The sequence below is a fragment of the Metasolibacillus sp. FSL K6-0083 genome, assembly GCF_038630865.1.
In the GTDB taxonomy this organism is placed as follows: domain Bacteria; phylum Bacillota; class Bacilli; order Bacillales_A; family Planococcaceae; genus Metasolibacillus; species Metasolibacillus fluoroglycofenilyticus.
Genome location: NZ_CP152046.1, coordinates 805995 through 830230 on the forward strand (window position 1 = coordinate 805995; position 24236 = coordinate 830230).

Genomic DNA, 24236 nt, shown 5'->3' on the forward strand with positions numbered 1-24236 from the left:
TTGTCGTATTGCTTCTACTATTCTAACTTAGAATGAGAATGAGGAAAACCCCATCTACTAAAATAAAATAACAATTTCAGCAGTTACTAATTTATCTTTCATACATTTTGCGTTACGATAGAGGGTGTATATATTTGAGGAGGAGTCGGTATGACAAATAAAGTGCTTCAAAAAGATGCAATGCGCGTTTTAAAGGAAACGAGCCGCACTTTTTATATTCCGATAACATTTTTACAAAAAGAATTAAAGATGGCTGTTGCGACTGCTTATCTTGCAATGCGTGCCATTGATGAAATTGAGGACCACGAGAATATTGATAATACGACAAAGCAGGAGCTGTTGATGGCGACAGGCGAGCTTTTAAAAAAGCCCTTCGATACGGAAGCCTACACAGCACTTCTTGCCCCTCAGCAGGATAAATGGCCTGAGGTGACGGTGCGTCTAGCAGATTGGCTAGAGGCATGCCCAGCGAGAGCGTTACCGCTTGTTACAGCCGCAACAAGCGAAATGGCGATGGGTATGGCGAAATGGGCCAAAGCTAATTGGCAAGTGAAAACGCGTGAAGATTTAGACGATTATACATATTACGTCGCTGGACTTGTCGGGGTAATGCTGTCTAATCTGTGGCTGGAGTTTGAGGGGATTGAAACAGACAGAGAGCTAGCAATCGGCTATGGTCGAGGCTTACAGGCTGTTAATATTTTACGCAATGAGCAGGAAGACTTGAACGAGCGTGGCGTAAGCTTCGTACCGGACGGCTGGGGACGCCAAGAGTTATTTGCTTATGCTGAGGAGAACTTAGCTAAAGCAGATGAATATATGAAGAGCATTAATAAACGTACTGTCCTGCTGTTTTGTCGCTTACCACTCGCTTTAGCGCATAAAACTTTAAAAGCAATGCATGATGGTCGCGAGAAAATGTCGCGTGCCGAAGTCGAGCAAACTGTCGAAGAAATTCAAGCAGACTAATTCATGCTAAAAGATTGCTCAATTTTAGCGCTGCATTAACAGAAAGATTTTCCTACTAAGGAGCAACACCACTAAAGTCAGTGTTGCTCCTATTTTTTATTTTTAAATTACATAAATATAATAATTGATTGCTGCTATTAATTGCTTTCGGGAAATTGTAAATTTTTTTATAAAATGCTACGATTAAAAATAGAGGAGGGGTTTTATGCAAACATATAAAATTTATGTAACGAATATTTCACAAGCGCTCACTGCATTAAAGGAAGAAGGCTATGAGGGCAAAGATAGCGGTACATTTATTGAAGTAGCGTTCGACCCAAATCAAAAAATGTCCGTCATTATGCTATTAAATAAACATAAAATTGTTGTTTATGATATAGAGGAAGCATAATTTTAAGGCTATCGGGAAATAAAGAACACCCAATAGCCTTTTAGCTTATTTTACAGATGCCTATTAGATTTTAACTATGGCATAGCTCTTGCTGCTTGGCCGTCAGTTCGATTTCAAAACCTAAATCTTCTAGCATCTTATAATCTTTATTTTTTTCCTGCCCCGCTGTCGTTAAATAATCGCCAACAAAAATACTATTTGCCGCATAAAGTCCTAGCGGTTGCAGTGCGCCTAAATTAACCTCTCGCCCGCCAGAAATTCGAATTTCCTTGGTCGGATTGATAAAACGGAATAACGCGAGCACTTTTAAGCAGTAACGAGGATTTAATTCCTTTGTTCCTTCAAGCTTCGTGCCAGCAATCGCATTTAAAAAATTAACAGGAATCGAATCCGCATCAAGTGCATGCAGTGCATATGCAATATCTACAACATCTTGCTTCGTTTCCTTCATGCCCACAATCGCACCTGAACACGGTGACAGTCCATGCTTTTTAGCAATCTCCACTGTATTAACACGGTCTTGATACGTATGGGAGGTCGTAATAAAATCATGATGTCTTGCAGATGTATTCAAGTTATGGTTATAGCGGTCAACACCAGCCTCTTTTAACTGCTCCGCCTGCTCCTCCTTAAGTAATCCTAAACAAGCGCATACCTTTAAGCCATACTTTTCTTTAATTTCCCTAACCGCTTCACTCACAATACGAACATCCTTGCGCGTAGGTCCTCGACCACTCGCAACAATGCAAAATGTACCAATTTGATTGTCAAATGCCTGCTTCGCTCCTGCTAAAATTTCCTCTTTAGTGATAAATGGATATTTCTCAATTGGTGCACTTGATATCGATGATTGCGAGCAATAACCACAGTTTTCAGGGCAGTAGCCACTTTTGGCATTCATAATCATATTAAGCTTCACTTTATTACCGTAATAGTGCTTGCGAATAGTATATGCTCCATGTAGCAAAGGCAATAATTCCTCATCTGGCACACTCAAAATCGCCAAAGCTTCTTCATTTGTTAAAAGTTTTCCTTCAATCACTTCATTCGCTAATTGCTGCCAGCTCATTCTGCTCCCCACTCCCTACTTGATTGGTAAAATTCGCAATGTCTTTTGTAAACGATAGGCAAGTAATCCTGCAAAGATTGCTAAAACAAAATCTTTCGGCATCGGCGGAACCATCCATGCCCATGCCATTTTATAACTAAAGCCATCCGGCGCAGCAGCCCAAAGCTGATAGGCAAAATACATCCAATTCGTACCTAAAATATAAATCAAGGTCATCGTTATTAAGCCGCTTACTACATAAGCCTTTCTCGATTGGTAGCGCTCAACAATTGCGCCCGCAATATAAGCGCAAATGATAAAGCTAACAATAAAGCCGAATGTAGGAGATACAAGTGCTGAAGGCCCCCCAGAAAATTTTGCGAAAACAGGTGCGCCAGCTAGTCCAATACACATATAAACTGTACAAGCAACTGCACCTTTCACTCGCCCTAGCACAAGCCCAGCTAAAACTCCAAAAAAGGTTTGCAATGTGATAGGTACCCCACCCGCAACTAAAAACGGCACAAAAGAAGTGATATTCGCTCCAACCATCATTAATGTTGCAAACGCACTGCAATAAAGTAAATCCAAAGTACGCCAAGCTGTTCTTTTTGATACTACTTCCATTAATTACACCTCCACTTACGTTAACCAATTAAAAAATAAGGTTAACATAAATATAAATGAAGGATTAAATTTTAGTCAATAGTTTTTTTATAAACTATATTTATTAATTGCGACTCGATTAATTCTCATCCAGATTTTTTCGAGTTAATTGGTGGGAGTTAACCTAAAATCATCACGACCTATGACATACGCTGAAGGTTTAGGTCATCACAATATTAGTCACTCAGTCGTTATCTTCTTAGAGTGAGTTCCTCTTTATTAGCGAGTGTTTGGACATCCGCTGAAATTGGTCTTATACTTGCATTCATTTCGCCACCTATAGTGGTGAGAGACTTCTGTACCTATCGCTATTCTTTCTGTACAAAAAACATTGCTGAAAGACGTTAAATCAACTGATATTAAAAACGTCTTGGGGCGAATATCAATATTTCTACTTTGTTACGTTCAAATGCGGCAACGAACTACAAAAGCTTTCCAAAGATAGGGAGAACAACGCGAATTTGGCATATCATTTACTTACTAGGTATTTCTATTAGGGCATTAAGCCTTGATATATAAATTCACCTATGTTTACATGTTTTTTGGGGAAAATATCTACTAATTAATTCACACATATTATTTATTTATAAAAATATGATGAATACGACTAGAGAACATGTCAGCTACTTCATACTATGGAAATGTAATCTGCAGATTATAAATCATTATTTTTGGGAGGTGAAAATTACATGCCTTTAACTACTGGCCCAATTGAAAATACAGGAAACTTACCTGCTAATGCGACTAGTGTTCGTGTAAAAGTTCTCAATCTCACTGGTGGTTTACTAACTGGAGTAGTCCGAGTTTATAGACTTAACGGTTCAAGACAATTATTGTCAACAACTCCTTTTGCAGCTGCGGCTAATGCTTCTACCTTTGTAACTCCAGGTGTAGGGGGCGCGTTCCAATATGAAGTTGAAATTGCCCCAAATCAAACTGGTGGATTATATAGTGTTTATGGGCGAACAGCTTCAGGTGTTATCATTGATGCTCAAAGACTTGTAAACTCAGAATTAACACCAATTCTTTAATTGAATAAACAGATTTTTACTGTTAATCCCGGAAGGGGCTGTCCAAAAAGCCGTGCATAGCCGGCATTTTGGACAGTAGCGATGATGTTTCACAAAATATTGATTCATCGCCTCTTTTAACAATGGGATGAACATGGGCTTTAGCAGTGTACTCCTTCAGTAAAAGGGAAGCGATGAAAACATTGATTTCACTGCGGTGGCAAAACAAAATGGACTTTTCGGACAATTCCTTCTCTTATTTTTCTAATTTCTCCCTTACATATTTTGGTTCGAATATTGAGAACAAATTAAAAAAGCAGCTCACAAGAAACGTGTGAAGCAACTTCTATTTCAGGCTGTACATAAAGTTATACAACTGTCGGGACGCTTAGAAGTTCAAAAAAAAATGCAACTAATCTAGTCAGTCGCATAAAGTTTATTTATTTTGTATTATGAAATAATCTCACATTTCAAGGTATTTCGATTTACTGTGATATATTTACCTGTTGATTTATTCATTACTTGTGATACTTCCTTAGTATGCATTATCTCACACCAATCATTTTGTATATCCACCAATAATTTTATTTCCACATCACTTTCTCCATACTTTAAACCACTATAAGATAATTTTGTCATTGTCATCATTCCTTCCTTTATCTTTGAAATGTTATCAAATATGGTATTTCAATCTCCTTTTTTATATAATCTATTTCTAATATACTACACATCATTGAAATTTATAAAAAAGCAACAATCTTTGCGAAAACAGCCTAGCAAAAAAAGCAACTTAGAAAACAAACGCCTTCTAAGCTGCTGTAATTTAATATTAAAATTCATAATTTATAGCATAAAAACATTCCTTACATTGTTAATTAGCGCTCACACTTTCACCTAAATATGCATTTAACATCCACGTATGTTTCTCAATACTTTGATACATTGCGTTTAACATATCCTCTGTACGGTCGTCGCCTTCCTCTGCTGCAATTGACATCGTTTCATTAAGTGCCTGCATAATTGTTTTAAAATCGGCGACAATTGTAGCAACCATTTGTTCCGCCGTTTCCTTCCCTTCTGCTTCTTCAATTAAAGATTGAGCTAAATGTTCTTGCAATGTTGCGACAGGCTTGGCATCTTTTGACAAAATACGCTCTGCCAATTCATCTAAGTTTAATGTTGTTTCGTTATATAATTCTTCAAATTTTTCATGTAGCGTAAAGAAAGATGGACCACTTACATACCAATGATAATTGTGTAATTTCGTATACAGTACAGAATACGTTGATACAAGCTCGTTTAATTTTGTGTTTAAATTTTTAGACATAGATAAAAACTCCTTTGTATTTTAGTACACTATACTTTACCCACTTTTTACTTTTTTAATCATTTATTATTTTTTCATAGAAAATGACTGCACAATGTTAGCTTTAATTTTTTAATTGGATACTTCATTAGGATAAATGGACCTAATTAATTCAAAAGAGGCCATTGTTAAATATTTTGCAGGCTCTTTCATCGCCATCTCTGTCGTAATAGAATGATGAACGACTGTGCCACAATAGTGAAAATGTTGTGTTAATATCTGTTTGTCATCTTCCGAAATTGTGCCTGACAATAAAGCAACAGGTATATCGTGCTTTCTGGCATATGTAAGTACACCAAACGGTGCTTTGCCGTGTAATGTTTGTTGGTCAGATTGTCCTTCACCAGTAATAATCAAATCGGCATTTTCAATTGCTTGCTCAAACTGCAAGTGCTTTAATACAAGCTCTACCCCTTGATTAAACTGACCATTCAAAAAAGCGATTAATGCACCGCCCATTCCTCCAGCAGCACCAGCACCTTTGTAATGATGTAATTGTATTCCCATTTCTCTCTCTATAACATCAGCCCATTTTGTTAAAGCCTTGTCAAAATATTCGATTTCATGTGCTGGTACACCTTTTTGTTTGCCGAAAATTGCCGTAGCTCCTTTCTCACCAATAAGCGGATTATCCACATCACAGGCAATTGAAAAATAAGCATGCGCAATTCGCTTATCCCAATTTGTAAAGTCTAAATGATGAATTCGCTGTAATCCATCTATTGTTGTTTCAATCTCCAATCCTGCTACATCAAGTAAACGCAAGCCTAGTGCACGTAACATCCCTACACCACCATCGTTTGTTGCACTCCCACCAATGCAAATAATAAATTCCCTATAGCCTTGAGCTAATGCCTCTTGAATCAACTGTCCTGTACCAAAGCTTGAAGCAATTTTAGGGTTTCTTTCATCCTCGCCAAGTAATGTTAAGCCAGAAGCCTGTGCCATTTCGATGATGCAAGTTTTACCATCCCCTAAAATTCCGTAGCTCGCTTTAATTTCCCTGCCTATTGGATCTAAGACTTGTGCCGTTTTCAATTGACCATTTGTACATTGAATTAGCGTTGCGAGCGTCCCTTCCCCACCGTCTGCAATTGGAAGAAGCACTGTTGTGGCATTAGGCTTCAGTTTTTTTATTCCTTGTTCAATACTTTTTGCAGCCTCAAATGCGGATAATGTTCCTTTAAATGAATCGGGGCTAATGACAATTTTCAAATGTCCCACTCCCTTCCTATGTACTTTTGGAATTATTATAGCATCAATTTCAGCCTAATTACCGATGGAGTACTTTGTTTATTTTTGTTATGCTAATAGACGGTTTCAAAAAAACGTGTCCTGCAAACACGAATAAGGTGGAATATCTATTATGAATTACAGAGTTTTATTGTATTATTTTTACACAACGATTGAGGACCCTGCGCTATTTGCTGAAGAGCATTTACAACAGTGTAAGGACCTTGAGCTAAAAGGTCGTATTTTAGTTGCGGCAGAAGGTATTAACGGGACAGTTTCCGGTACAGTTGAAGCGACAAATGCCTATATGGAATTAATGAAAAATAACCCATTATTCAAGGGAATTGTCTTTAAAATTGATGAGGTAGAAGGTCACGCATTCAAAAAAATGCATGTACGCCCTCGCCCTGAATTAGTAAATTTAAGCTTAGAGGATGATATTAATCCGCATGAAATTACAGGTGAATACCTATCCCCTGCACAATTTTTAGAGCAAATGCAAGATGAAAATACGGTTGTTTTAGATGTGCGCAACACGTATGAATATGATGTCGGGCACTTCCGTGGTGCCATACGCCCAGAAGTCGAAAATTTCCGTGATACGCCACAATGGGTGCGTGAAAATCGCGAATTATTTGATGGGAAGCGCGTATTAACTTATTGTACTGGCGGCATTCGCTGCGAGAAATTCTCGGGCTGGCTAAAGCGTGAAGGCTTTGAGGATGTAGGGCAATTACACGGCGGCATCGCGACTTATGGCAAAGACCCTGAAACAAAAGGTCAGCTTTGGGACGGTCAAATGTATGTATTCGATGAACGACTAACTGTGCCAATTAACCAAGTAGAGCATGTTGTTGTAGGAAAAGACCATTTTGATGGCACGCCTTGCGAGCGCTATATTAACTGCGCTAACCCCGAGTGTAATAAGCAAATTTTAACATCTGAAGAAAATGAAGCAAAGCATTTAGGTGGCTGTACAATTGAATGTACGAAGCATGAACGCAATCGTTACATTGTTAGACATGCTTTATCAGAGGAGCAAGTGCAACAAGCAATTGCTGCACTTGAGCAAGCCTAGTTTTTTAAGCAATCGGAGTTGTGTGAAAAGTCCATTTTGTTTTGCCACCGCATTGTAATCAATGTTTTCATCGCTTCCCTTTTACTGAAGGATAACACTGCTAAAGCCCATGTTCATCCCATTGTTAAAAGAGGCGATGAATCAACATTTTGTGAAACATCATCGCTACTGTCCAAAAGGCTGGCTATGCACGGCTTTTTGGACAGCCCCGACTTTAGCTTCTATAATCCATTATCTAGTCCAGATTTTAAGCTTTCTAGCTACTTTTGTATTCACCCTTGAAAAGCAGATGTGTTCCAAAGTGTAACCGTTGTAATTTCACCATATTTTTCAATTCGCTTTTAGACGCAGTGATAAGTAAAGGCATTACTACCATAAATCCCTACAAGCAATCGAATATTTTGTGTGAATTGAACATGGTATGTTGTTTCATAAAAATATGTAATTTATTTGATTAAATTTGGCATCGTTAGCGCCATATTTTGCATTTCTTGCAATCGCATTGAATGCTTCCATAACGCATTTTACGTTTTTTGCTCTCTATTAAGTAAAATCCCCCAAAAAATGCTCCTAATTTCGAGTGAAATGCTTTTCTAAATAATCAGCAGTTAGTTTATAGTGCTCGACAAGCTCTGTTACTACATCTAAAATTTGTACCTTTAATGCTCATTTTTCAATAAATGGATAATCGTTTGTAGTATTGTGACATTTTCCACTACAACTAATTGCAATTTTTTGCGTGTACGAATAATTGTATGGTAAAGCACTTGCAATGGGTCAATTGCCGCACTTTTTCTAGCAGCTGACAAACGCCCATTTGCCTTATAGGTGAAATGATTATCAATAATGACACATACGCGATTAAATTCATGCCCTAAAATATCACGTGTCGTCGGTCGCTCGAAGTGATAGCAATCTACAACAAGCCATTTCGTTCTTTTACATTCTTCGATATGTTGGATAAAGGCATCTTTTGTCGAAAAATAATGAACGCTAATATTCGGAAAATGTTGTTTACCTATAACTAAGCGTTGGTCAAAAAGCTGTTGCACAAATGATTGCATTTCCTTGTTGTAACGCATCACCATTTTAAGCTCATAAATTTTTGTATCAAAATGCTTCTCAATATAGCCAAGCACGTCAATTCGTTTCCCTTTTCCAAATAAATAATGCCCTGCATCAAGCGAAAAAACAGCAGGTGTATTGCTTTGCATAAGCTTTGCTCGAATATGCTGGAGCTGCTCATAGCTTAGCTTTTGAGCCTCATCTATTACGACGATATCAATATTTGTTAAAGACATGACACTTACTGTTTGAATATCCCAACCATATTGCTCATTTAAAATACGCTGTCCGCGATTTAACACATTGCCATGCACGAGTACAACCCTTTTCCCTGCTTTTTTCCACGTTTTTACTAAATCATATGTCAGTAATGTTTTGCCTGTTCCTGGTGCTCCATCAATGACAACAGATGTATTTTGCTCTACTAAATCAAGTATTTCTCTTTTAAATGTCATTTGTGGAGAGGTTAAAAAATATTCCCCATTAATAAATGCATGTGGTAGCTCAAATGGTGAAACAAGATAATTAATTGGGTCGAATACATCATCAATATTCGTCAGCATTCGGGCTTGCTGATTTTCTAACACTTGCAGCAGATGTAAAAACGATACTTTGATTAGCTTCTCATCTTTTAACTGATACAGTGTTTTCGTTGATGAAACAAATGTAAAGCTTAAAATATCAACTTCTAAAAACTTTAAGTAATAGACATTTTGCTTTAATTGCTTAAGTATGCGATGCTCTGTACTTTCACTCTTCAACTCAATATTTACAATATAGTTTTTCCCAATACGTAATAAATCGAATTCCTTGCTAATTTGCTTAATTCGATAGCCAACAAAAAATTGATGTAGCTGTGCTGCACCAGCGCTAGCTAACTCTGTAATAAGCATATTCAAATCATCTAGCTCGTTCGTCCGCATTTTATCCATATCAAACTGCTGCGTATATTGTAGAAAGGCAGATTCGGATAAATCCTTATATGCGTCAAGCAATGATTGTAAATGAATTGCTTTCATTAAATATCACCCACCTATTTATTAGTCTATCGAATAATGGTATGGAGTGGAAGGCTAACTATGAATTATGATGATTATTCCTATATATTTGATTTTAGGGTCTTTATAATGAACCAAAGACCCAGCGATGATTGTAACGGTAAAGCTGTGATGGTCTGTATGCACCTTCCTTTACCTCTTCACCTGTTAGCCACAACTTTGTCAGTAATATGACGACGGAATTGTGCCATAAATAAGCTTTTTCCTAAAATCAGTTCATTTTATGTCACAATATTTCATTAATTTACATGTTATAATTGGATGGAATCTTTCGGAAAGCGAGGAGAAGCAAATTGTTTTATTACGTAGCAAATTGCATTTGTTGCAAAAAAGATTTTAAAATTGTAGAAGGCTCTCGCAAGTATCAGTTGTACAAGCAAAATATGAATGGTAGGTTTGCATGTGATGATTGTAGTCACAAAGTTGAACTAGATGCACGAAAAGGTTTATTTGGGAAGTTGGGGTAAAGGGCGTCCAAAATGCCGTGCGGTAGTCGGCATTTTGGACGCTTTTGTTTGGTGTTTCGGCAAAATATATGCCTTTGAAAATAGGGAAATACTAGATTTAGTGGCTTGTTTTTTTTATTTAAAATAAAATTTAGATAAGCACTGTAATAGAGCAAAATCAAGTTCATCTATTACATCTATCTGTCCAACCATATCCCATAAATGAATATGCGACATTTCTTCATTTACTGTAAAAGGCATTAATTGCTCCAGTTCCCCATAGTATATGGGGTTGTATTTGCTTTTACCAGTTTCTATATTCTGACTTTGCGCTACACCAACAAACAGTAACTTTTTGACCACTTGTCCCGTTTCCTCATATAGCTCCCGCATCGCGCATTGCCTTGGTGTTTCTCTTACTTCACGCTTTCCTGCTGGTAATTCCCATTGATTGCGCCAACGATTATAACAAATTAACCATTTTCCTTTCATTTGAATAATAGCATACGAGCCTGCTAATGGTTCAAGCCTTACTAGCTCATTTTCTTGAAGCTGTAGTAACTTCAAAAAAGTATATCCATGATTTTTCGTTTGCATGTAATCTCCCTAAGTTAATAGATTAACCGTTCTACTGAAATCAATTTATTATTTGCGAATTTTGCTACGATAATATCTGGCATTTTTAAGCTCTGCCAAAACTCTATATCATATTGTTTATCGAAATAGTTCAATAATAAGGTTAAAATATTGCCATGTGTGCCAACGACGATGTTTTCATTTTTATGGCAGTTCAGCAATTTTGCAATAGTTGGAATAACACGTTTTTGGGCGGTTATGTTTGACTCGCCTCCTGCAAAAGAGAAAGTCGGTTCAGCCCATACTTTGGCAATGCCACTTAAAAAATCAGAAATCGTTTCCGTTGCTAAAATGCGTTCATTCAATGTTTCTTTTTGAATAATCGTTAAGTTTTTCTCACTTGCTATCGGCTGAATTGTTTCAATGGCACGTTTATAATTACTGGCATATATTGCGTGAATTTCTAATGCTCCAAACACTTTTACTAATTTCTGCGCCTCCACCCAGCCTTCTTTTGATAAAGGTCTGTTGTATTCGTCTGGTGTGTAGTATGAGTGTGCATGGCGCACGAAATAAATTGTATTCATCGCCTATCTCCTGTACTGCTCTGGGATTGGTTTATTTGGTCTTTGTGAGCAATAGTGACAGTCTGAGTCATTGCATTTTTCCTCAAGCCATTTATTGCATGTTGCACAAAAATAAGCATCATACTGGTCATCTCGAATTTTTTGACTGCGACATTGTTGACAACGCTCTTCTAAAATTCTTCCTTCAATTTTAAAGCCATTAATTATGACATAATCATCCTCTTGTCGGATGTTCATATATTTCTCCTCCATTATTCACTTTCATTCATATGGGGTATCCATGAATTTTTGACAAAAACTTACTGATTGAAAACGAGAGTAACATAGGGTTCCTCAAAGTAAAAGAGAAAAGAATGAAATTCCTCTTTCAATGCACTTCCAAAACAAATTTGCCTTTTCCAACAGCCCTCCATTAACTTTACTATTATTGCTATGCTAATATCAAGATAACTGGGAAGGAAAATAACAAATGGTTCATTACACAAATATACGGTGAAATCATCCCGCTTTTTGAACTAATAGCGATGATATTTGAAGAAAAAAGGACAGGGATGTCCCAAAATGCAGGCTATGCACGGCTTTTGGGACATCCCTTGAATGCTGAAAGAAGTTAATGCTCTTCCCCCACTATCTCTCGTACTACATTATTATAGGCTAGTTGAATTTCAATCTTATCATCTTTATCATTTGCAATTAACTGCGCCACTTGTTCATGCAAAGTTTTTGAAACACCATTTAGCTGATTTTGCATAATATTTGATTTTAATAATTGCTCATAATGTTTTACTACCTGTCTATCCATTTTGTGCACCTCTTTAAATTACTTGCTCGATTTGCTGACGCAATGTTTTCGCTGCTGCTACCATATTTGCTAACGCTGCCACAGTTTCTGGCTCCTTACGCGTTTTTAAGCCGCAATCTGGATTTACCCAAAATTGGTTACGTGCTAATACTTGTAAGCTATCTTCCATAATTGTCAGCATTTCTTCCTCACTTGGCACGCGTGGGCTATGAATATCATAAACACCTAAGCCGATGCCTTTGTCGTAAGGGTTATTCTGTAGTGAGCGAATGAGCTCTCCATGACTTCTAGATGTTTCGATTGAAATTACATCCGCATCCAAGGCACTAATTGGCTCAATGAAATCATTGAATTCGCAGTAACACATATGTGTATGAATTTGCGTTTCATTCTTTACGCTGGCTGTCGCCAGCTTAAAGCCTCCTACAGCCCATTGTAAATAAGCATCCCACTGCTCTTTACGAAGCGGTAAGCCTTCTCTTAATGCGGGCTCGTCTACCTGAATAATGGAAATACCTGCTTGCTCAAGTGCCTCGATTTCCTGACGCAATGCTAATGCAATTTGATATGTCACGTCTTTACGCTCTATATCATCACGTACGAATGACCAATTCAGAATTGTTACAGGACCTGTTAACATTCCTTTCACACGACGCTTTGTTAAGCTTTGTGCATAAAGCGTTTCCTTCACAGTCATCGGCGCTTCCCACGCTACATCTCCGTAAATAATTGGTGGCTTTACACAGCGTGAGCCGTAAGATACTACCCATGCATTTTCAGTAAATGCAAAACCTGCTAGCTTTTCGCCAAAATATTCTACCATGTCTGTCCGCTCAAACTCACCATGCACTAGAACATCAATATCCAGCTCCTCCTGGATTGCAATCCAGCGTGCTGTTTCTCGCTTTAAAAATTCATTGTATACTTCAGTTGTTACATCACCTTTGCGCCATGCATTGCGCTTTTGCTTTACTTCATCTGATTGCGGGAAGCTACCAATCGTCGTTGTAGGAAATAACGGTAATTGTAGCGCCTTCTGTTGAATTGCCACACGCTCTTTATAGGATGTTTTGCGCTCAAAATCTGCTTGCTGAATCATTTGAACTGCCTGTTGTACTCCCTTATTGTTGCGAATAGGATGGTTTTTCAACGCTTCTATCGCCTTCATGCTTGTTGATATGGCGCTATTAGTTGATGTGTCCTGTCCATTCAAATAAGCTGTTACTTCCACAATTTCAACTATTTTTTCATCTGTAAAAGCAAGCGCATCTCGCAAGGTCGAATCGAGCCTTGCTTCAAACTTCGTCGTAATAGGTGTATGCTGTAAATGGCACGAAGGCTGAATCCATAGCTCCTTAGCACCTGAAAGTTGCTCAATTGCCTTCACCGTCGAATATACTTCCGCTAAATTTGCCCGCCAAATATCCCGTCCATTAATGATACCAATAGCTAAAACTTTGTCTGCTGGGAAACCATGCTGACGTAGTGCATTCATATTATGCGTATAGCCATGTATGAAATCTAGCCCAATACCATGAACTGGGAGCTGTGTAAGCTGCTCGTATGCTGATAAGGATTCAAAATATGTTTGTAACATCAATTTCGCTTCTGGCACAGATGTAGAGAGCTGTGCATATATTTCCTGCACAAGTTGAATTTCTTCCTTATCTAATGAAGTAACAAGCGCCGGCTCCTCAAGCTGTATCCATTCCGCGCCAACCTCAGTTAGCTCCTTTATTATTTGTGCATATAAAGGTAAAATGGCTAAAACGAATGACGCTTGAGATACGCGGTCATAGCCCTTTGTTAGTTTTATAAATGTATAAGGGCCAATAAGTGTCGGCTTTGCGGTAATATCAAATGCAGCCTTTGCTTCTATAAAATGCTTAAGCACTGTATTTTCTGTTAACTGTAGTGGTTGCCCTTCGTATTCAGGCACAATATAGTGATAATTCGTATTAAACCATTTCGTCATTTCACTTGCGACTGCCTCTTTATTACCACGTGCCATAGCATAATAAGTTTGCAAATCAACTTTCCCACCTTGCCAATTAAAGCGCTTTGGTACAAGTCCAAACATAACAGCCATATCCAGCACGCGGTCATAATTGGTAAAATCGCCAACTGATACTACATTCAATCCTAGCTGCAATTGTTTTTCGATGCGACTTAAACGAATTTCCTTTTGCTGTGCTAGAAAATCCTCTTCTGTTATTTCGTGTTTCCAAAACTTTTCTAAAGACTTTTTCCATTGGCGATTTTCCCCAATATATGGATAGCCAATCGTTGTTGTTACATATGCCATTTTACAAACCAACCTTTCAAAATTAGTTTTTTACAACAAAAAACCATTTTCCCTCATCGGAAAATGGCTAATTAATTTATATATCGCAAAAAAACACGTAATGGTACTCCATTCGCTCTTGTTTTATCGCTCGTACTTGTAACATTTATCGTTACTTTTCACCACCTATTTCCACGTAGGTATTTGGTGTGTACTAGATATTGGCAGGTCTCCTGGCTTGTCATCACAGCGCCTCACAGCCTTCCCAGTTTCCCACCAGTGGCATTTGTGATTTGCTCCGACTTACAGTTGCGGGACAGCGTCGGATTTGCACCGACTTCCCTTTTAAGCCAAACCTTCGCTTGGCACCAACTCTTACACATTATTCAATTGTGCTATTACTTTATCATACTTTTATCTAAATGTGCTATCTTTTCTTAATATTTTTATTTCTTTAGTATGTTTTAAAGAAAGCTGTAAAAAGGCGTGTCTCAAAATGGATTTTCAGACACGCCCTTCCCCACTGCTCTCAACAATTTTATTTTCTATTAGCAAAGAGCCTCTTTATTTACGCTTTAAAAACAGTAATGCTAATCCAGCTAATATCACAACAATAATTGCTGACATAAGCCAGCCGCTTTTAGTGCTTGCTTCCTTTACTGCATTAGCCGCTGTTTGCTGTAGCTGTACATAATGCAATGCCATATCTTCTACAGAATTCTCTTCCGCATGATGGTCGTCATGACCATGACTGTGACTATGACCGCCACTTGCTGTTGTAAAATAAGACAGCTCAACAGTGCTACCTATCCAATCCTCTGCCTTGTCAGAAGTTGCAGAAATACGCGGATGTCCAGATAAAGGATATTCATGACCAGCGATGACTAGAATCGTTGTTTTATCTTCTATTTTTACTTCTTCAATCACACCTGTAGGACCAGTAACGAAGCCGCCCATTTGTGGCAATGTATGACCGCCCATATCATCATTCAAATGCGCAAAAATAAAATCGATATATTGTGCCTTTGTCATTGTTGCGTCTGGCTCATCAAGATTTAATGCCTTATGGAAAAGCGCTGTATTTAGCTCCTTATATGTAATATCACCCTCTAACGAGGATACATATTCCTCCTGCAAACTAGCATTTGCTTGCTGCTCAAAATCTTCCCCCTCTAATTGGTAAAAGCCCGCAACCCATGCTGCAAATTCCATACGTGATAAGTTTTTTTCTTGCGCTAGCTTCATATCCTGTCCATTATAACCAAGCAACCCTAAACTATTTAACAATAGTATTTTTTGCGCATTTTCAGCAGTTGGTTCAACGTCCTCATAGATGTTTTTCTCTGTCATAGTATGCGCCGAAACGCTTTGAGCAGCTATTAAAAAGCATAGCCCTAAAAATGCAAATATTTTTTTCATACTTTTTCCTCCCATTATCTATCTGCTTTTTCAGTATAGCCAAGAAATGTGAGTAAAGTATGAAATTACTTTCGTTTTTTTAGGGAATTTTCAAATTCCACACTGCAAGTAATTCGTGCTAAATAAGATGGCTTTATTTGCACCTAAAAAAATGTTCCAATGCTTGCTGAAATGCTGTCATTTTATGCTGTTCTTTCAGCGCAAGGCGGAACCACTCGCCATCCATACCAATAAAATTTTGTGTATGCCGCAGGACAATTCCTTTTTGTAATAGTGAGAAATAAAATTTTGTCGCATCATATGTAGACGGCAAACGGAAGGCTACATAGTTCGTTTTACTCTTCGTCACAATGCAGCCTTTTTCCATCAAAAATGGAATAATTACTGCACGACTTTGTGCTGCCTGCTGCCTTGATTTTGCACAGAAATCCTCTTCCTGCAATGCTTGCATACCAAGTGCAATCGAGATTGCACTGACATTCCAGTGGGGTAGCTCTTGCTTTATTTTGAAGGCATGCTGTGTAAGTGCATAGCCAAGTCTCACACCTGCCATACTATACATTTTTGTCATAGAACGAAGGATAATTAAACGATTAGAGCTAGCTACCAGCTCCGCCATGGACTCTGTCTCATCTGTCCAATCCATAAATGCCTCATCTATAACAAGGTCACAGTCCACTCGCTCTCCATATTGCAATAGTTCAATCAATTGCTTTTTAGGCGTTACAACACCCGTCGGATTGTTTGGATTACAAATATATAAAGCTTTCGCGCCGCACATTGCCTCCTTTAATCGTTCCATCGGCAAAGAATAGTTCGTTAGCTCCTCTACTTCAATTGATTGAATAATAGCCTGCTGCTGCTCCAATGTGCGTGCATATTCAGAGAAGGAAGGCTGCACAATGACAATTTTTTCGCGTGCATAACATCTCGCTAAAGCCATTAAAATTTCTGCCGCACCATTTCCTATAACGATATGTTCTGTCGCTACATTATATCGGTATGCCAACTGACTTCGTAGTGGCTCTGCATCCTCATGCGGGTAGGCGGCGATTTCTTGAAATAACGATGTCCAAATAGCCCCAAAGCTTGCTGGTGGTCCTAAGAAGTTAACGTTTTCACTTAAATCAATGATTTGCTCCGGCATTTCAAGCTCTAACTCTCGATACAATGTACTTGGATTAGCTCCATGTGCTGGATATCGCATAAATAACACCTCCTATTAATAACGTAAAAATAATCGTCACTGTGTATAGATGCTGTATAGTGTGCAAAATATGCTGTTTATTTAATTCTACGGTCGGCTCCCCCATATACGCACGAAACGTTGTTTTACCTTGATACATATTTTCACCACCGAGACGAATGCCTAGCTGTAAAGCAGTTGCAGCTTCTAAATAGCCGCTATTTGGGCTTGGATGCTTCTTAGCATCGCGTAGCCAGTAGCGAAGTCGCGTTTGCATTGAAAAAGGACCTTCGTTTTTCGTACATAGTAAAATAAAAAGTCCTGTTATACGGCTTGGTATAAAGTTCGCCACATCATCAAGCTTTGCAGCAAAGCATCCAAACTGGCAGTAGCGCTCGTTACGATAGCCAACCATTGAATCGAGTGTATTGATTGCCTTATAGACCCACACACCTGTCGCACCAAAGAACAGCGCATAAAAAATCGGTGCCGTAATACCGTCACTTGTATTTTCAGAAACTGTTTCAACAACACCACGAACAATATCAGGCTCCTCTAAATGTTCTGTATCACGCCCGACAATCCAACTAAGCTTCACTCGTGCCTCTGCTATATCTCCTCGCTGCAATGCATGATAAACGACTAACGCTGCATCCTTCAAACTCTTTTGTGCAATGGCAATGGCGATAAAAATAACTTCAAGCACCGCAGCCAGCCATAGCGACACAAGCCCAGCCAAATAAATGATGAGCCAAACGATAAGCCCTGTAACAATAATGACAATTAGCGCTGTTACGGCTCCTTTTAGATAGCGTGCTGCCCCACCATTACAGCGGCGCTCCAAAAATGAAATGAGCTTCCCTATCCAAATAACAGGATGCGGCCATGTTTTCGGATCTCCGATTATTCGGTCAAGTATAATGGCAACACAAACAATAATGATATTCATTGTAGCTCGCCCCTTTGATACGCCTCATAACTATCAATCGCTTTCCGCAATGTAGCAGCTACCCCTTTGCCTATAAGTGCTCCTAAACGTGTAATTGAACCCCCATATTCATGAAACTCACCTCGCTCTGTTGCGATGAGGGCTACACAATCTGTCGAGGTTCCAGTTGCAATCGTAGCGCTTTGTCTATCCATTATATGGCACTCATGCAGCACCTTTACTTTCGCCTCAATAATACAATTATAAGCTTGGATAAAAGCTTCATCGCTTATATCGCCCTCTATGAATACGAAAATATTAATCGTCCCAACTGTCGGTCTGTATGTATATTGATAAGATTTTGTCACATCTACCGCATTGCCTAAACCCGCTGTAATAAACACGGTGATAGCTGTTGCCTCGTCTGTGTATGTATCCTGCATAATAAAATGCTGTGGCACAGCGGTCATCATCGCAACAGTTGCTGACATTGGTATTTTATATTGCTTTAAAAATTGCTCATATTCTAGCTTTGCATCGTCCGGATAATAGTCCTTATCCACTGTTCGATTGACAAAATATTGATAATAGCCAATACCAGGATTAATCATTGCTGAGCTGATTACTTTTAACGGCTGCTCACTTTTCATCATAAAGAGCTGCTCATCGTGTCTTTTGATTGTTAGCATTTTTTCACCTCCTTGTTATTTTAGCATACCGCCCTCTATCATTTGTAATACTTATAAAATGAAACTTCAATCAGCAGATGCTTTTCTCCACGGATTGTTAGTTGAACCAATCGGGCTTTTTCGGGCACTTCATCTCTCGCTTATCCTTTAGCGTATTTTCACGTACTCTATTGAATTTTTAATTTCGCATTGAAATAAAAATCAATTTTCTATATAATCCAAATAATGATAGTGACACTATCAAAATAAAGGGGGATGATTTTTATGTCACATTCAATTCCCACGAATTGGGACAAAGAGGTTGATGTCATCGTTTTAGGTACAGGAGGAGCAGCATTAACTGCGGCAATAGCAGCAGCGGAAAATGATGCTGATGTTCTTGTCTTAGAAAAAACACATCAAATTGGGGGTACAACAGCTTTTTCAGGAGGAATTCCATGGATTCCACTCAATCATTATATGATGGAGCAAGGTTTTGAAGATAATCGTGAAGCAGCAATTCAATACATTAAGCGCCTTGCACTTGGTAGAGCTGATGAGAAAATGATTGAAACTTTCGTTGATAAAGGACATGAAATAATTCGATTTTTACATGACCATACACCGGTTAAATTCAAAACTCCAGAAAAATATCCAGAATACTATGCGCATATGGATGAAGCACTGAAGAAAGGCACACGTTCTTTGGACCCTGTGCCATTTAATATGAATGAAATTGGAGAATGGGGCAATCTGCTACGTCAAAACCCAATTTTCCCTCCGCTAACTTTAGAGGAAGGCGGCGCAATTGGCGGTATTGACTTCCAAGTAGTTGCAGAGCGTATGCAAAATAATGTTGTCACAATGGGTAGAGCATTGATTGCTTCTTTATTTAAAGCATGCTTAGACCGTGGCGTTGAAACTTTGATAGAGACTGCTGGTAAAGATTTAATTATCGGTGAAAACGAAGAAATAATCGGTCTAAAAGCGGAAACGAAAGATGGCCAAACCCTTTACTTCCGTGCACGTAAAGGAGTAATCCTAGCTTCAGGTGGTTTCGAATGGAACAAGCAGCTAGTAAAAGCATTTTTAAAAGCTGAATTTACCCATCCTGTAACACCGCCGGGCAACGAAGGTGATGCACTTATGATGGCAATGAAGGCCGGTGCTGCGCTAGAAAATATGAGTGAGGCTTGGTGGTACCCTGCAATGGTGGACCCAACTTTTGAATATGAAGATAATGTAATGGCACAATTAGGTGGCGGTCGTATGGGACCAAACTCTATCGTTGTAAATAAGTATGGGCGTCGCTTTGTACACGAAGGCACTACATATAATGATATGCCAAGAGCATTTTTCAATTACGACCCAGTGAAAGTTGATTTCCCGAATAAAGGACCGAACTGGATGATTTTTGATCAACAATTAAAAGATCGCGAATTAATTATTACGATGACACCCGGTGACCCTGCACCTGAATGGGTAGATCAAGCTGATTCCCTACGTGAGCTTGCTATAAAAATTGGCGTAGACCCAGATGGTTTAGAGGATGAAGTACGCAAATGGAATGAATATTGTGAGCAACAGAAGGATAAAGATTTCCATAGAGGCACAATTCAATTTGAAGCATTAACAACTGGCGGCGGTAGCCCTGCCAATAATTTAGGTAAAATTGAAAAAGGACCATTTTATGCTTTACCAATCTATTTAGGTGCACTTGGTACAAATGGTGGACCTAAAATCAATGAGGATGGACAAGTAGTTAACTTCCAAGGCGAGCCGATTAAAGGCTTATACGCTGCTGGAAATGCTTCAGGCAACCCACTTGGTCCTATTTATCCAAGTGCTGGCGGAACAATTGGACCAGCAATGGTGTTTGGCTTCTTAGCAGGTCAGCATGCCGCAAAGCAATAATCAATCAAATCGAATACAATTGGGAAGGTGCATAATATGCCACAAGGAACACATTCAGTAAAAGTACCATTAAACATTCAAAAAATATGGGAATTCGTACACGATATGAATAATTGGGCGCCGCTAGTGCCAGGTTATATCGAGCATGAAATTTTAAGTGAAAACCAATCGACATGGGCTTTCAAAGGCGATTTAGGCTTTATGAAAAAAACAGTGAAGCTTCAAATAGATATTAAAGAGTGGAATGAACCCTCTGAAGTCATTTTCGATTTAAAAGGTTTATCTGATAATTTTAAAGGCGGAGGCTATTTCCGTGCGGAAGCAATTGATGAAAATACAACAATGATGCATGGCAATCTTGATATTACTGCTGGCGGAATGATGGGCGCTATGATTAATCAAATTTTAGTAAAATTCGTCCCACAAACTGCCAAAGATTTAACAGATGCAATTGTCAACGAATTATTAGAGATTAATTCAGTAAAATAAGAAATAGGGTTGTCAGAAAGCAAACTAGCGTGCCGCTTTCTGACAACCCTTTACCTTTTTATCGAAAATATCAACTATTGAAGGCTGAAAACATAAGATTTTAAAGCACCTGCTCCAACTATTGCATTTTAGTTGATTTACTTAAAAATGTAAGCATCATTTCCTTTATTACGATTAACTCCTGTGGTTTTGGTACAGACAATATCGAATTAGGAAGAAACGTATAAAGAGCGTATTTTTTTATCGCTGTACCAAACAAATTAAAAATGGTTTCCCATGCTTGTTCATCACTGTTTGATAGATGTATACTGCCATCGCACTTCCCCTCTGCGATAATTTCCTTAATAATAGTACTCACTTTATCGTAGGATTTCTCAATAACTTCTATCATACTTTTATCAACGAAATTAAAAGAAATATAAAGCTCAAACGCCTCTAATAATTTAGAAGTTTCACGATTTTCCTCTGAAATATAATGAATATAAGTAGTAAGTACTTCATCAACTTTCTCTATTCCATTTTTATTCGATTGGCTAATTTTCTCAAAGTAAGGTACTTGCTGTTCAATAATTTCTTGTATAACCGCAATAATTAAATCTTCTTTTTTGGGAAAATAGCGAAATAAAGTGGCGATGCCTACTTCAGCTTGGTCTGCTATATTTTGCATTGTTGTGTTTTCAAAGCCACTTCTTGCAAATAATTCAGTTGCCGCCGCTATCATACTTTTACGTCTATCAAGTTTCTTTCTCAAAACATAACCTTCTTTCATTTACAGTAAAGCAATTATAGAAACAATAAAATGGTTGTAGCGCAAGCTAAACAAACGACTACATAGGCGATGGAAATAATATATTTTCGTTGTTCCTTCATAAAAATATATTCAAGCGCGACACGAATAGCGAATACGAGCGCGAAAAACAAAAATAACAGGAAGTACAAATATTTCCCACTAAAGCCTCGCATCGCAATATTTGCGATAAAAAATGCGCATAATAACATTTCTAATACAAAATGAGCTTTGTGTACATATTGATCCATAAACTTTTCATTCTTTTTAATATTAAATTTCTTTCTCAATTTCAAATCGAGTAGACCAGCGAGCAAAAAGCCTACAATTAAAACAGTAATTATCACAGCTTTATACCTTCCTCAAATACATTATTTTTGTAAATATTTATCGCGCCATTCATTCGGGACTAAATCTCCCCCTGTTGACCAAACAAGATGGTGCGCGTTTTGCATAAATGGCTTTAAACCGTTACTATCTATATACGCTGCACCAATACGAGCAAGCTGTATCGGTCCAAAAAAGCCTGCATGTGCGGATGGCTCCATAAAAATATGCTCTCTGCAATACATTTGTCGCAAGCTTGTAAATAAAAATGAATCCTCTACAGTATAACAACCACTCACAATTGTTTCCATCTGTGCGCCAACAAATTTTGATGCACGCCCTACAGCGAGTCCATCAGCCTCCGTCACATTCGTTAAACCAATTTGCTTAACATCAATCTCATCATGTAACCCCGTCATCATGCCAAGTAACATACAAGGTGACTGCGTTGGCTCAGCAAAGAAAATATGCACATGCGGACCATATAGTTGCTTCAAGCCATAGCTTATTCCTCCCGGTGCACCACCGACACCACATGGAATATAAACGAATAACGGATGCTCCTGATCAACAGTAATTTTTTGTGCCTCAAGCTGCTCCTTCACACGTAGTGCGGCAACCGCATAGCCCGCAAATAAATCAAGAGAATTTTCATCATCGACAAAATGGCATGTCTTATCTTGCTCTGCTTCCAAACGCCCCTGTTTTACCGCTTCGCTATAATCTGCCTCATACTCAATAACTGTCACACCTAAATTTCGCAGTAATTGCTTTTTCCACTCTTTTGCATCCGCTGACATATGCACGGTCACATTAAATCCTAATTTGGCACTAATTATGCCGATACTCAATCCTAAATTACCTGTTGAGCCGACGGCAATTTTATAGTTTTTAAAAAACTGACGGAAGCTTTCATCATTTAATTTACGATAATCGTCCTCTAACGACAATAGCCCATGTCTGATTGCTAAATGTTCCGCATGCTTAATAATTTCGTAAATACCACCGCGTGCCTTTACCGAGCCTGCAATTGGTAGCATATGATCACATTTTAATAGAAGATTTCCTTCTATTTTCATTTGAAAAGCACTTTCTAAATAGGTCTGCATCACCTGTGATTCGATAATTCCCTCCCAATCACGTATTTCTGAAAAAGCAGCCTTAAAATATGGGGCAAAGCGTTTTAGCCTTGCCTCTGCGTCATATACAATATCCATCGTAAATGGGAATTCTTGTGTAGCATTTACTTGATTGTTGAGCCAAAAAACAGGTTCAGCTCGCTGTAAATATGGAATTAAAGGGAATTTTTCGATTAGATTCGTTAATGAATTATGCATTATTATTCATTTCTCCTTTCAATTTTTCGGCGCGTTCACAAATTTGTTGAAAAAATTTTTTGAAGGCAATATTGTTTTCCTCTGTACGCTTTTTCGGTCCTTTTGTTCTTCCACCTGCTCGCCTAAATTTTGCACTTTCATAACGAAAAGCTAGCAACTGGTCTATATTTTCTGCTGTCATTTCTCTTCCATTATGGTCAACTACAAAAGCACCTTTTGCTAAACACATTGCTGCTAGGCCGTAATCACCTGTAATCACAATATCATTTTTCGAAAGCGTATTCACTAGCTTAAAATCAACTGAATCGGGTCCCTTTGGCACAATAATTGTTATAACATTATCACGTTCAATGCGATGGGAAGTATCGCAAAACAAGATTGGTTTTATCTTATATTGAGATGAAACAGATAGCGCCAAATCAATAACTGGGCATGCATCCGCATCAATTAATAATTGAATCAACGATTATTTCCCCTTTCAAAAAAAAGCATTTTTTACTTCTATTTTATTATCTCCATATAATTTTTTGCCGGCTTTTTTTCAGCCATTTCCTCACAAACGAATAAAAATTGATTGAATTGCAAGAAAAATCATAATACTA

At 38.2% G+C, this 24236-nt stretch carries 25 protein-coding genes, 1 pseudogene and 1 riboswitch; of the genes and pseudogenes, 7 read left to right on the top strand and 19 right to left on the bottom strand.

Annotated elements, in window-relative coordinates; all coding sequences use genetic code 11:
• Positions 1 to 150: 150 nt before the first annotated feature.
• Positions 151 to 969: a squalene/phytoene synthase family protein gene (locus MHB51_RS03725; protein ID WP_342559014.1), complete on the top strand. Its 819-nt coding sequence runs from the start codon at positions 151 to 153 to the stop codon at positions 967 to 969.
• A 205-nt stretch (positions 970 to 1174) separates the two neighbouring features.
• On the top strand, positions 1175 to 1360 hold the full coding sequence (locus MHB51_RS03730; protein WP_066163568.1) for a hypothetical protein: 186 nt from the start codon (positions 1175 to 1177) through the stop codon (positions 1358 to 1360).
• 70 nt (positions 1361 to 1430) lie between these two features.
• Here MHB51_RS03730 and bioB read toward each other — a convergent pair whose 3' ends face one another.
• Positions 1431 to 2429, bottom strand: coding sequence for a biotin synthase BioB (gene bioB / locus MHB51_RS03735; protein ID WP_342559015.1), 999 nt, complete (start codon positions 2427 to 2429; stop codon positions 1431 to 1433).
• Positions 2430 to 2444: 15 nt separating this feature from the next.
• Positions 2445 to 3035: a biotin transporter BioY gene (locus MHB51_RS03740; RefSeq protein WP_066163571.1), complete on the bottom strand. Its 591-nt coding sequence runs from the start codon at positions 3033 to 3035 to the stop codon at positions 2445 to 2447.
• A gap of 728 nt (positions 3036 to 3763) precedes the next feature.
• Between MHB51_RS03740 and MHB51_RS03745 the strand changes: the two genes are divergently transcribed.
• Both MHB51_RS03745 and MHB51_RS03750 read left to right on the top strand, forming a co-directional pair.
• Complete coding sequence (locus MHB51_RS03745; RefSeq protein WP_066163573.1) at positions 3764 to 4105, top strand: ATPase; 342 nt, start codon at positions 3764 to 3766, stop codon at positions 4103 to 4105.
• A 247-nt stretch (positions 4106 to 4352) separates the two neighbouring features.
• Positions 4353 to 4540, top strand: a pseudogene (locus tag MHB51_RS03750) (hypothetical protein); the annotation flags it as partial.
• On the opposite strand, the gene MHB51_RS03755 reads toward MHB51_RS03750, so the two are convergent.
• The 3 genes from MHB51_RS03755 to MHB51_RS03765 all read right to left on the bottom strand — a co-directional run bounded on the left by MHB51_RS03755 (position 4535) and on the right by MHB51_RS03765 (position 6665).
• On the bottom strand, positions 4535 to 4723 hold the full coding sequence (locus tag MHB51_RS03755) for a hypothetical protein (protein WP_107943090.1): 189 nt from the start codon (positions 4721 to 4723) through the stop codon (positions 4535 to 4537). The pseudogene MHB51_RS03750 and the gene MHB51_RS03755 overlap by 6 nt on opposite strands.
• Before the next feature lie 232 nt (positions 4724 to 4955).
• Positions 4956 to 5411, bottom strand: a complete 456-nt coding sequence (locus tag MHB51_RS03760) for a Dps family protein (RefSeq protein WP_066163574.1) — start codon at positions 5409 to 5411, stop codon at positions 4956 to 4958.
• A 111-nt stretch (positions 5412 to 5522) separates the two neighbouring features.
• Positions 5523 to 6665, bottom strand: a complete 1143-nt coding sequence (locus MHB51_RS03765) for a glycerate kinase (RefSeq protein ID WP_342559016.1) — start codon at positions 6663 to 6665, stop codon at positions 5523 to 5525.
• Positions 6666 to 6816: 151 nt separating this feature from the next.
• Between MHB51_RS03765 and MHB51_RS03770 the strand changes: the two genes are divergently transcribed.
• Positions 6817 to 7761, top strand: a complete 945-nt coding sequence (locus MHB51_RS03770) for a rhodanese-related sulfurtransferase (RefSeq protein ID WP_342559017.1) — start codon at positions 6817 to 6819, stop codon at positions 7759 to 7761.
• A gap of 659 nt (positions 7762 to 8420) precedes the next feature.
• On the opposite strand, the gene MHB51_RS03775 is transcribed toward MHB51_RS03770, so the two are convergent.
• The 10 genes from MHB51_RS03775 to MHB51_RS03820 form a co-directional block, all read right to left on the bottom strand.
• Complete coding sequence (locus MHB51_RS03775; protein WP_066163580.1) at positions 8421 to 9845, bottom strand: AAA family ATPase; 1425 nt, start codon at positions 9843 to 9845, stop codon at positions 8421 to 8423.
• Positions 9846 to 10465: 620 nt separating this feature from the next.
• Positions 10466 to 10927, bottom strand: coding sequence for an NUDIX hydrolase (locus MHB51_RS03780; RefSeq protein ID WP_066163581.1), 462 nt, complete (start codon positions 10925 to 10927; stop codon positions 10466 to 10468).
• Positions 10928 to 10941: 14 nt separating this feature from the next.
• On the bottom strand, positions 10942 to 11493 hold the full coding sequence (locus tag MHB51_RS03785) for a histidine phosphatase family protein (protein ID WP_066163582.1): 552 nt from the start codon (positions 11491 to 11493) through the stop codon (positions 10942 to 10944).
• Between the two features lie 3 nt (positions 11494 to 11496).
• Positions 11497 to 11730, bottom strand: a complete 234-nt coding sequence (locus MHB51_RS03790; RefSeq protein WP_066163584.1) for a hypothetical protein — start codon at positions 11728 to 11730, stop codon at positions 11497 to 11499.
• A gap of 373 nt (positions 11731 to 12103) precedes the next feature.
• Positions 12104 to 12295, bottom strand: a complete 192-nt coding sequence (locus MHB51_RS03795; RefSeq protein ID WP_066163586.1) for a hypothetical protein — start codon at positions 12293 to 12295, stop codon at positions 12104 to 12106.
• 13 nt (positions 12296 to 12308) lie between these two features.
• Entirely contained in the window at positions 12309 to 14600 is a 2292-nt protein-coding gene (gene metE, locus MHB51_RS03800) for a 5-methyltetrahydropteroyltriglutamate--homocysteine S-methyltransferase (protein ID WP_342559018.1), read from the bottom strand.
• Between the two features lie 184 nt (positions 14601 to 14784).
• Positions 14785 to 14967: riboswitch (cobalamin riboswitch) on the bottom strand.
• A 176-nt stretch (positions 14968 to 15143) separates the two neighbouring features.
• Positions 15144 to 15998 (bottom strand): hypothetical protein, encoded by an 855-nt coding sequence (locus tag MHB51_RS03805; protein ID WP_342559019.1) that lies wholly within the window; start codon positions 15996 to 15998, stop codon positions 15144 to 15146.
• A 133-nt stretch (positions 15999 to 16131) separates the two neighbouring features.
• Positions 16132 to 17205 carry an aminotransferase class I/II-fold pyridoxal phosphate-dependent enzyme gene (locus MHB51_RS03810; protein ID WP_342559020.1) on the bottom strand — a complete coding sequence of 358 codons (1074 nt, stop codon included), beginning with the start codon at positions 17203 to 17205 and terminating at the stop codon, positions 16132 to 16134.
• Positions 17180 to 18133 (bottom strand): adenosylcobinamide-phosphate synthase CbiB, encoded by a 954-nt coding sequence (gene cbiB, locus MHB51_RS03815; protein WP_342559021.1) that lies wholly within the window; start codon positions 18131 to 18133, stop codon positions 17180 to 17182. The genes MHB51_RS03810 and cbiB overlap by 26 nt, the downstream gene beginning before the upstream one ends.
• Positions 18130 to 18801 (bottom strand): adenosylcobinamide amidohydrolase, encoded by a 672-nt coding sequence (locus MHB51_RS03820; protein ID WP_066163597.1) that lies wholly within the window; start codon positions 18799 to 18801, stop codon positions 18130 to 18132. Before MHB51_RS03820 ends, cbiB begins: the two co-directional genes overlap by 4 nt.
• A gap of 264 nt (positions 18802 to 19065) precedes the next feature.
• Here MHB51_RS03820 and MHB51_RS03825 point away from each other — a divergent pair, with 264 nt between their 5' ends.
• Both MHB51_RS03825 and MHB51_RS03830 read left to right on the top strand, forming a co-directional pair.
• Positions 19066 to 20694 (top strand): FAD-dependent oxidoreductase, encoded by a 1629-nt coding sequence (locus MHB51_RS03825; protein WP_342559022.1) that lies wholly within the window; start codon positions 19066 to 19068, stop codon positions 20692 to 20694.
• A gap of 36 nt (positions 20695 to 20730) precedes the next feature.
• Entirely contained in the window at positions 20731 to 21183 is a 453-nt protein-coding gene (locus MHB51_RS03830) for an SRPBCC family protein (protein WP_066163601.1), read from the top strand.
• 118 nt (positions 21184 to 21301) lie between these two features.
• On the opposite strand, the gene MHB51_RS03835 is transcribed toward MHB51_RS03830, so the two are convergent.
• From MHB51_RS03835 to MHB51_RS03850, 4 genes are read right to left on the bottom strand one after another with little or no spacing between them, the layout of a single operon-like run.
• Positions 21302 to 21934 (bottom strand): TetR/AcrR family transcriptional regulator, encoded by a 633-nt coding sequence (locus MHB51_RS03835; RefSeq protein WP_066163603.1) that lies wholly within the window; start codon positions 21932 to 21934, stop codon positions 21302 to 21304.
• A 32-nt stretch (positions 21935 to 21966) separates the two neighbouring features.
• Positions 21967 to 22317 carry a DUF4181 domain-containing protein gene (locus MHB51_RS03840; protein WP_066163605.1) on the bottom strand — a complete coding sequence of 117 codons (351 nt, stop codon included), beginning with the start codon at positions 22315 to 22317 and terminating at the stop codon, positions 21967 to 21969.
• Between the two features lie 24 nt (positions 22318 to 22341).
• Positions 22342 to 23634 carry a D-serine ammonia-lyase gene (locus MHB51_RS03845; RefSeq protein WP_342559023.1) on the bottom strand — a complete coding sequence of 431 codons (1293 nt, stop codon included), beginning with the start codon at positions 23632 to 23634 and terminating at the stop codon, positions 22342 to 22344.
• Positions 23627 to 24094, bottom strand: a complete 468-nt coding sequence (locus MHB51_RS03850) for a YaiI/YqxD family protein (protein ID WP_342473154.1) — start codon at positions 24092 to 24094, stop codon at positions 23627 to 23629. Before MHB51_RS03850 ends, MHB51_RS03845 begins: the two co-directional genes overlap by 8 nt.
• Positions 24095 to 24236: the final 142 nt, after the last annotated feature.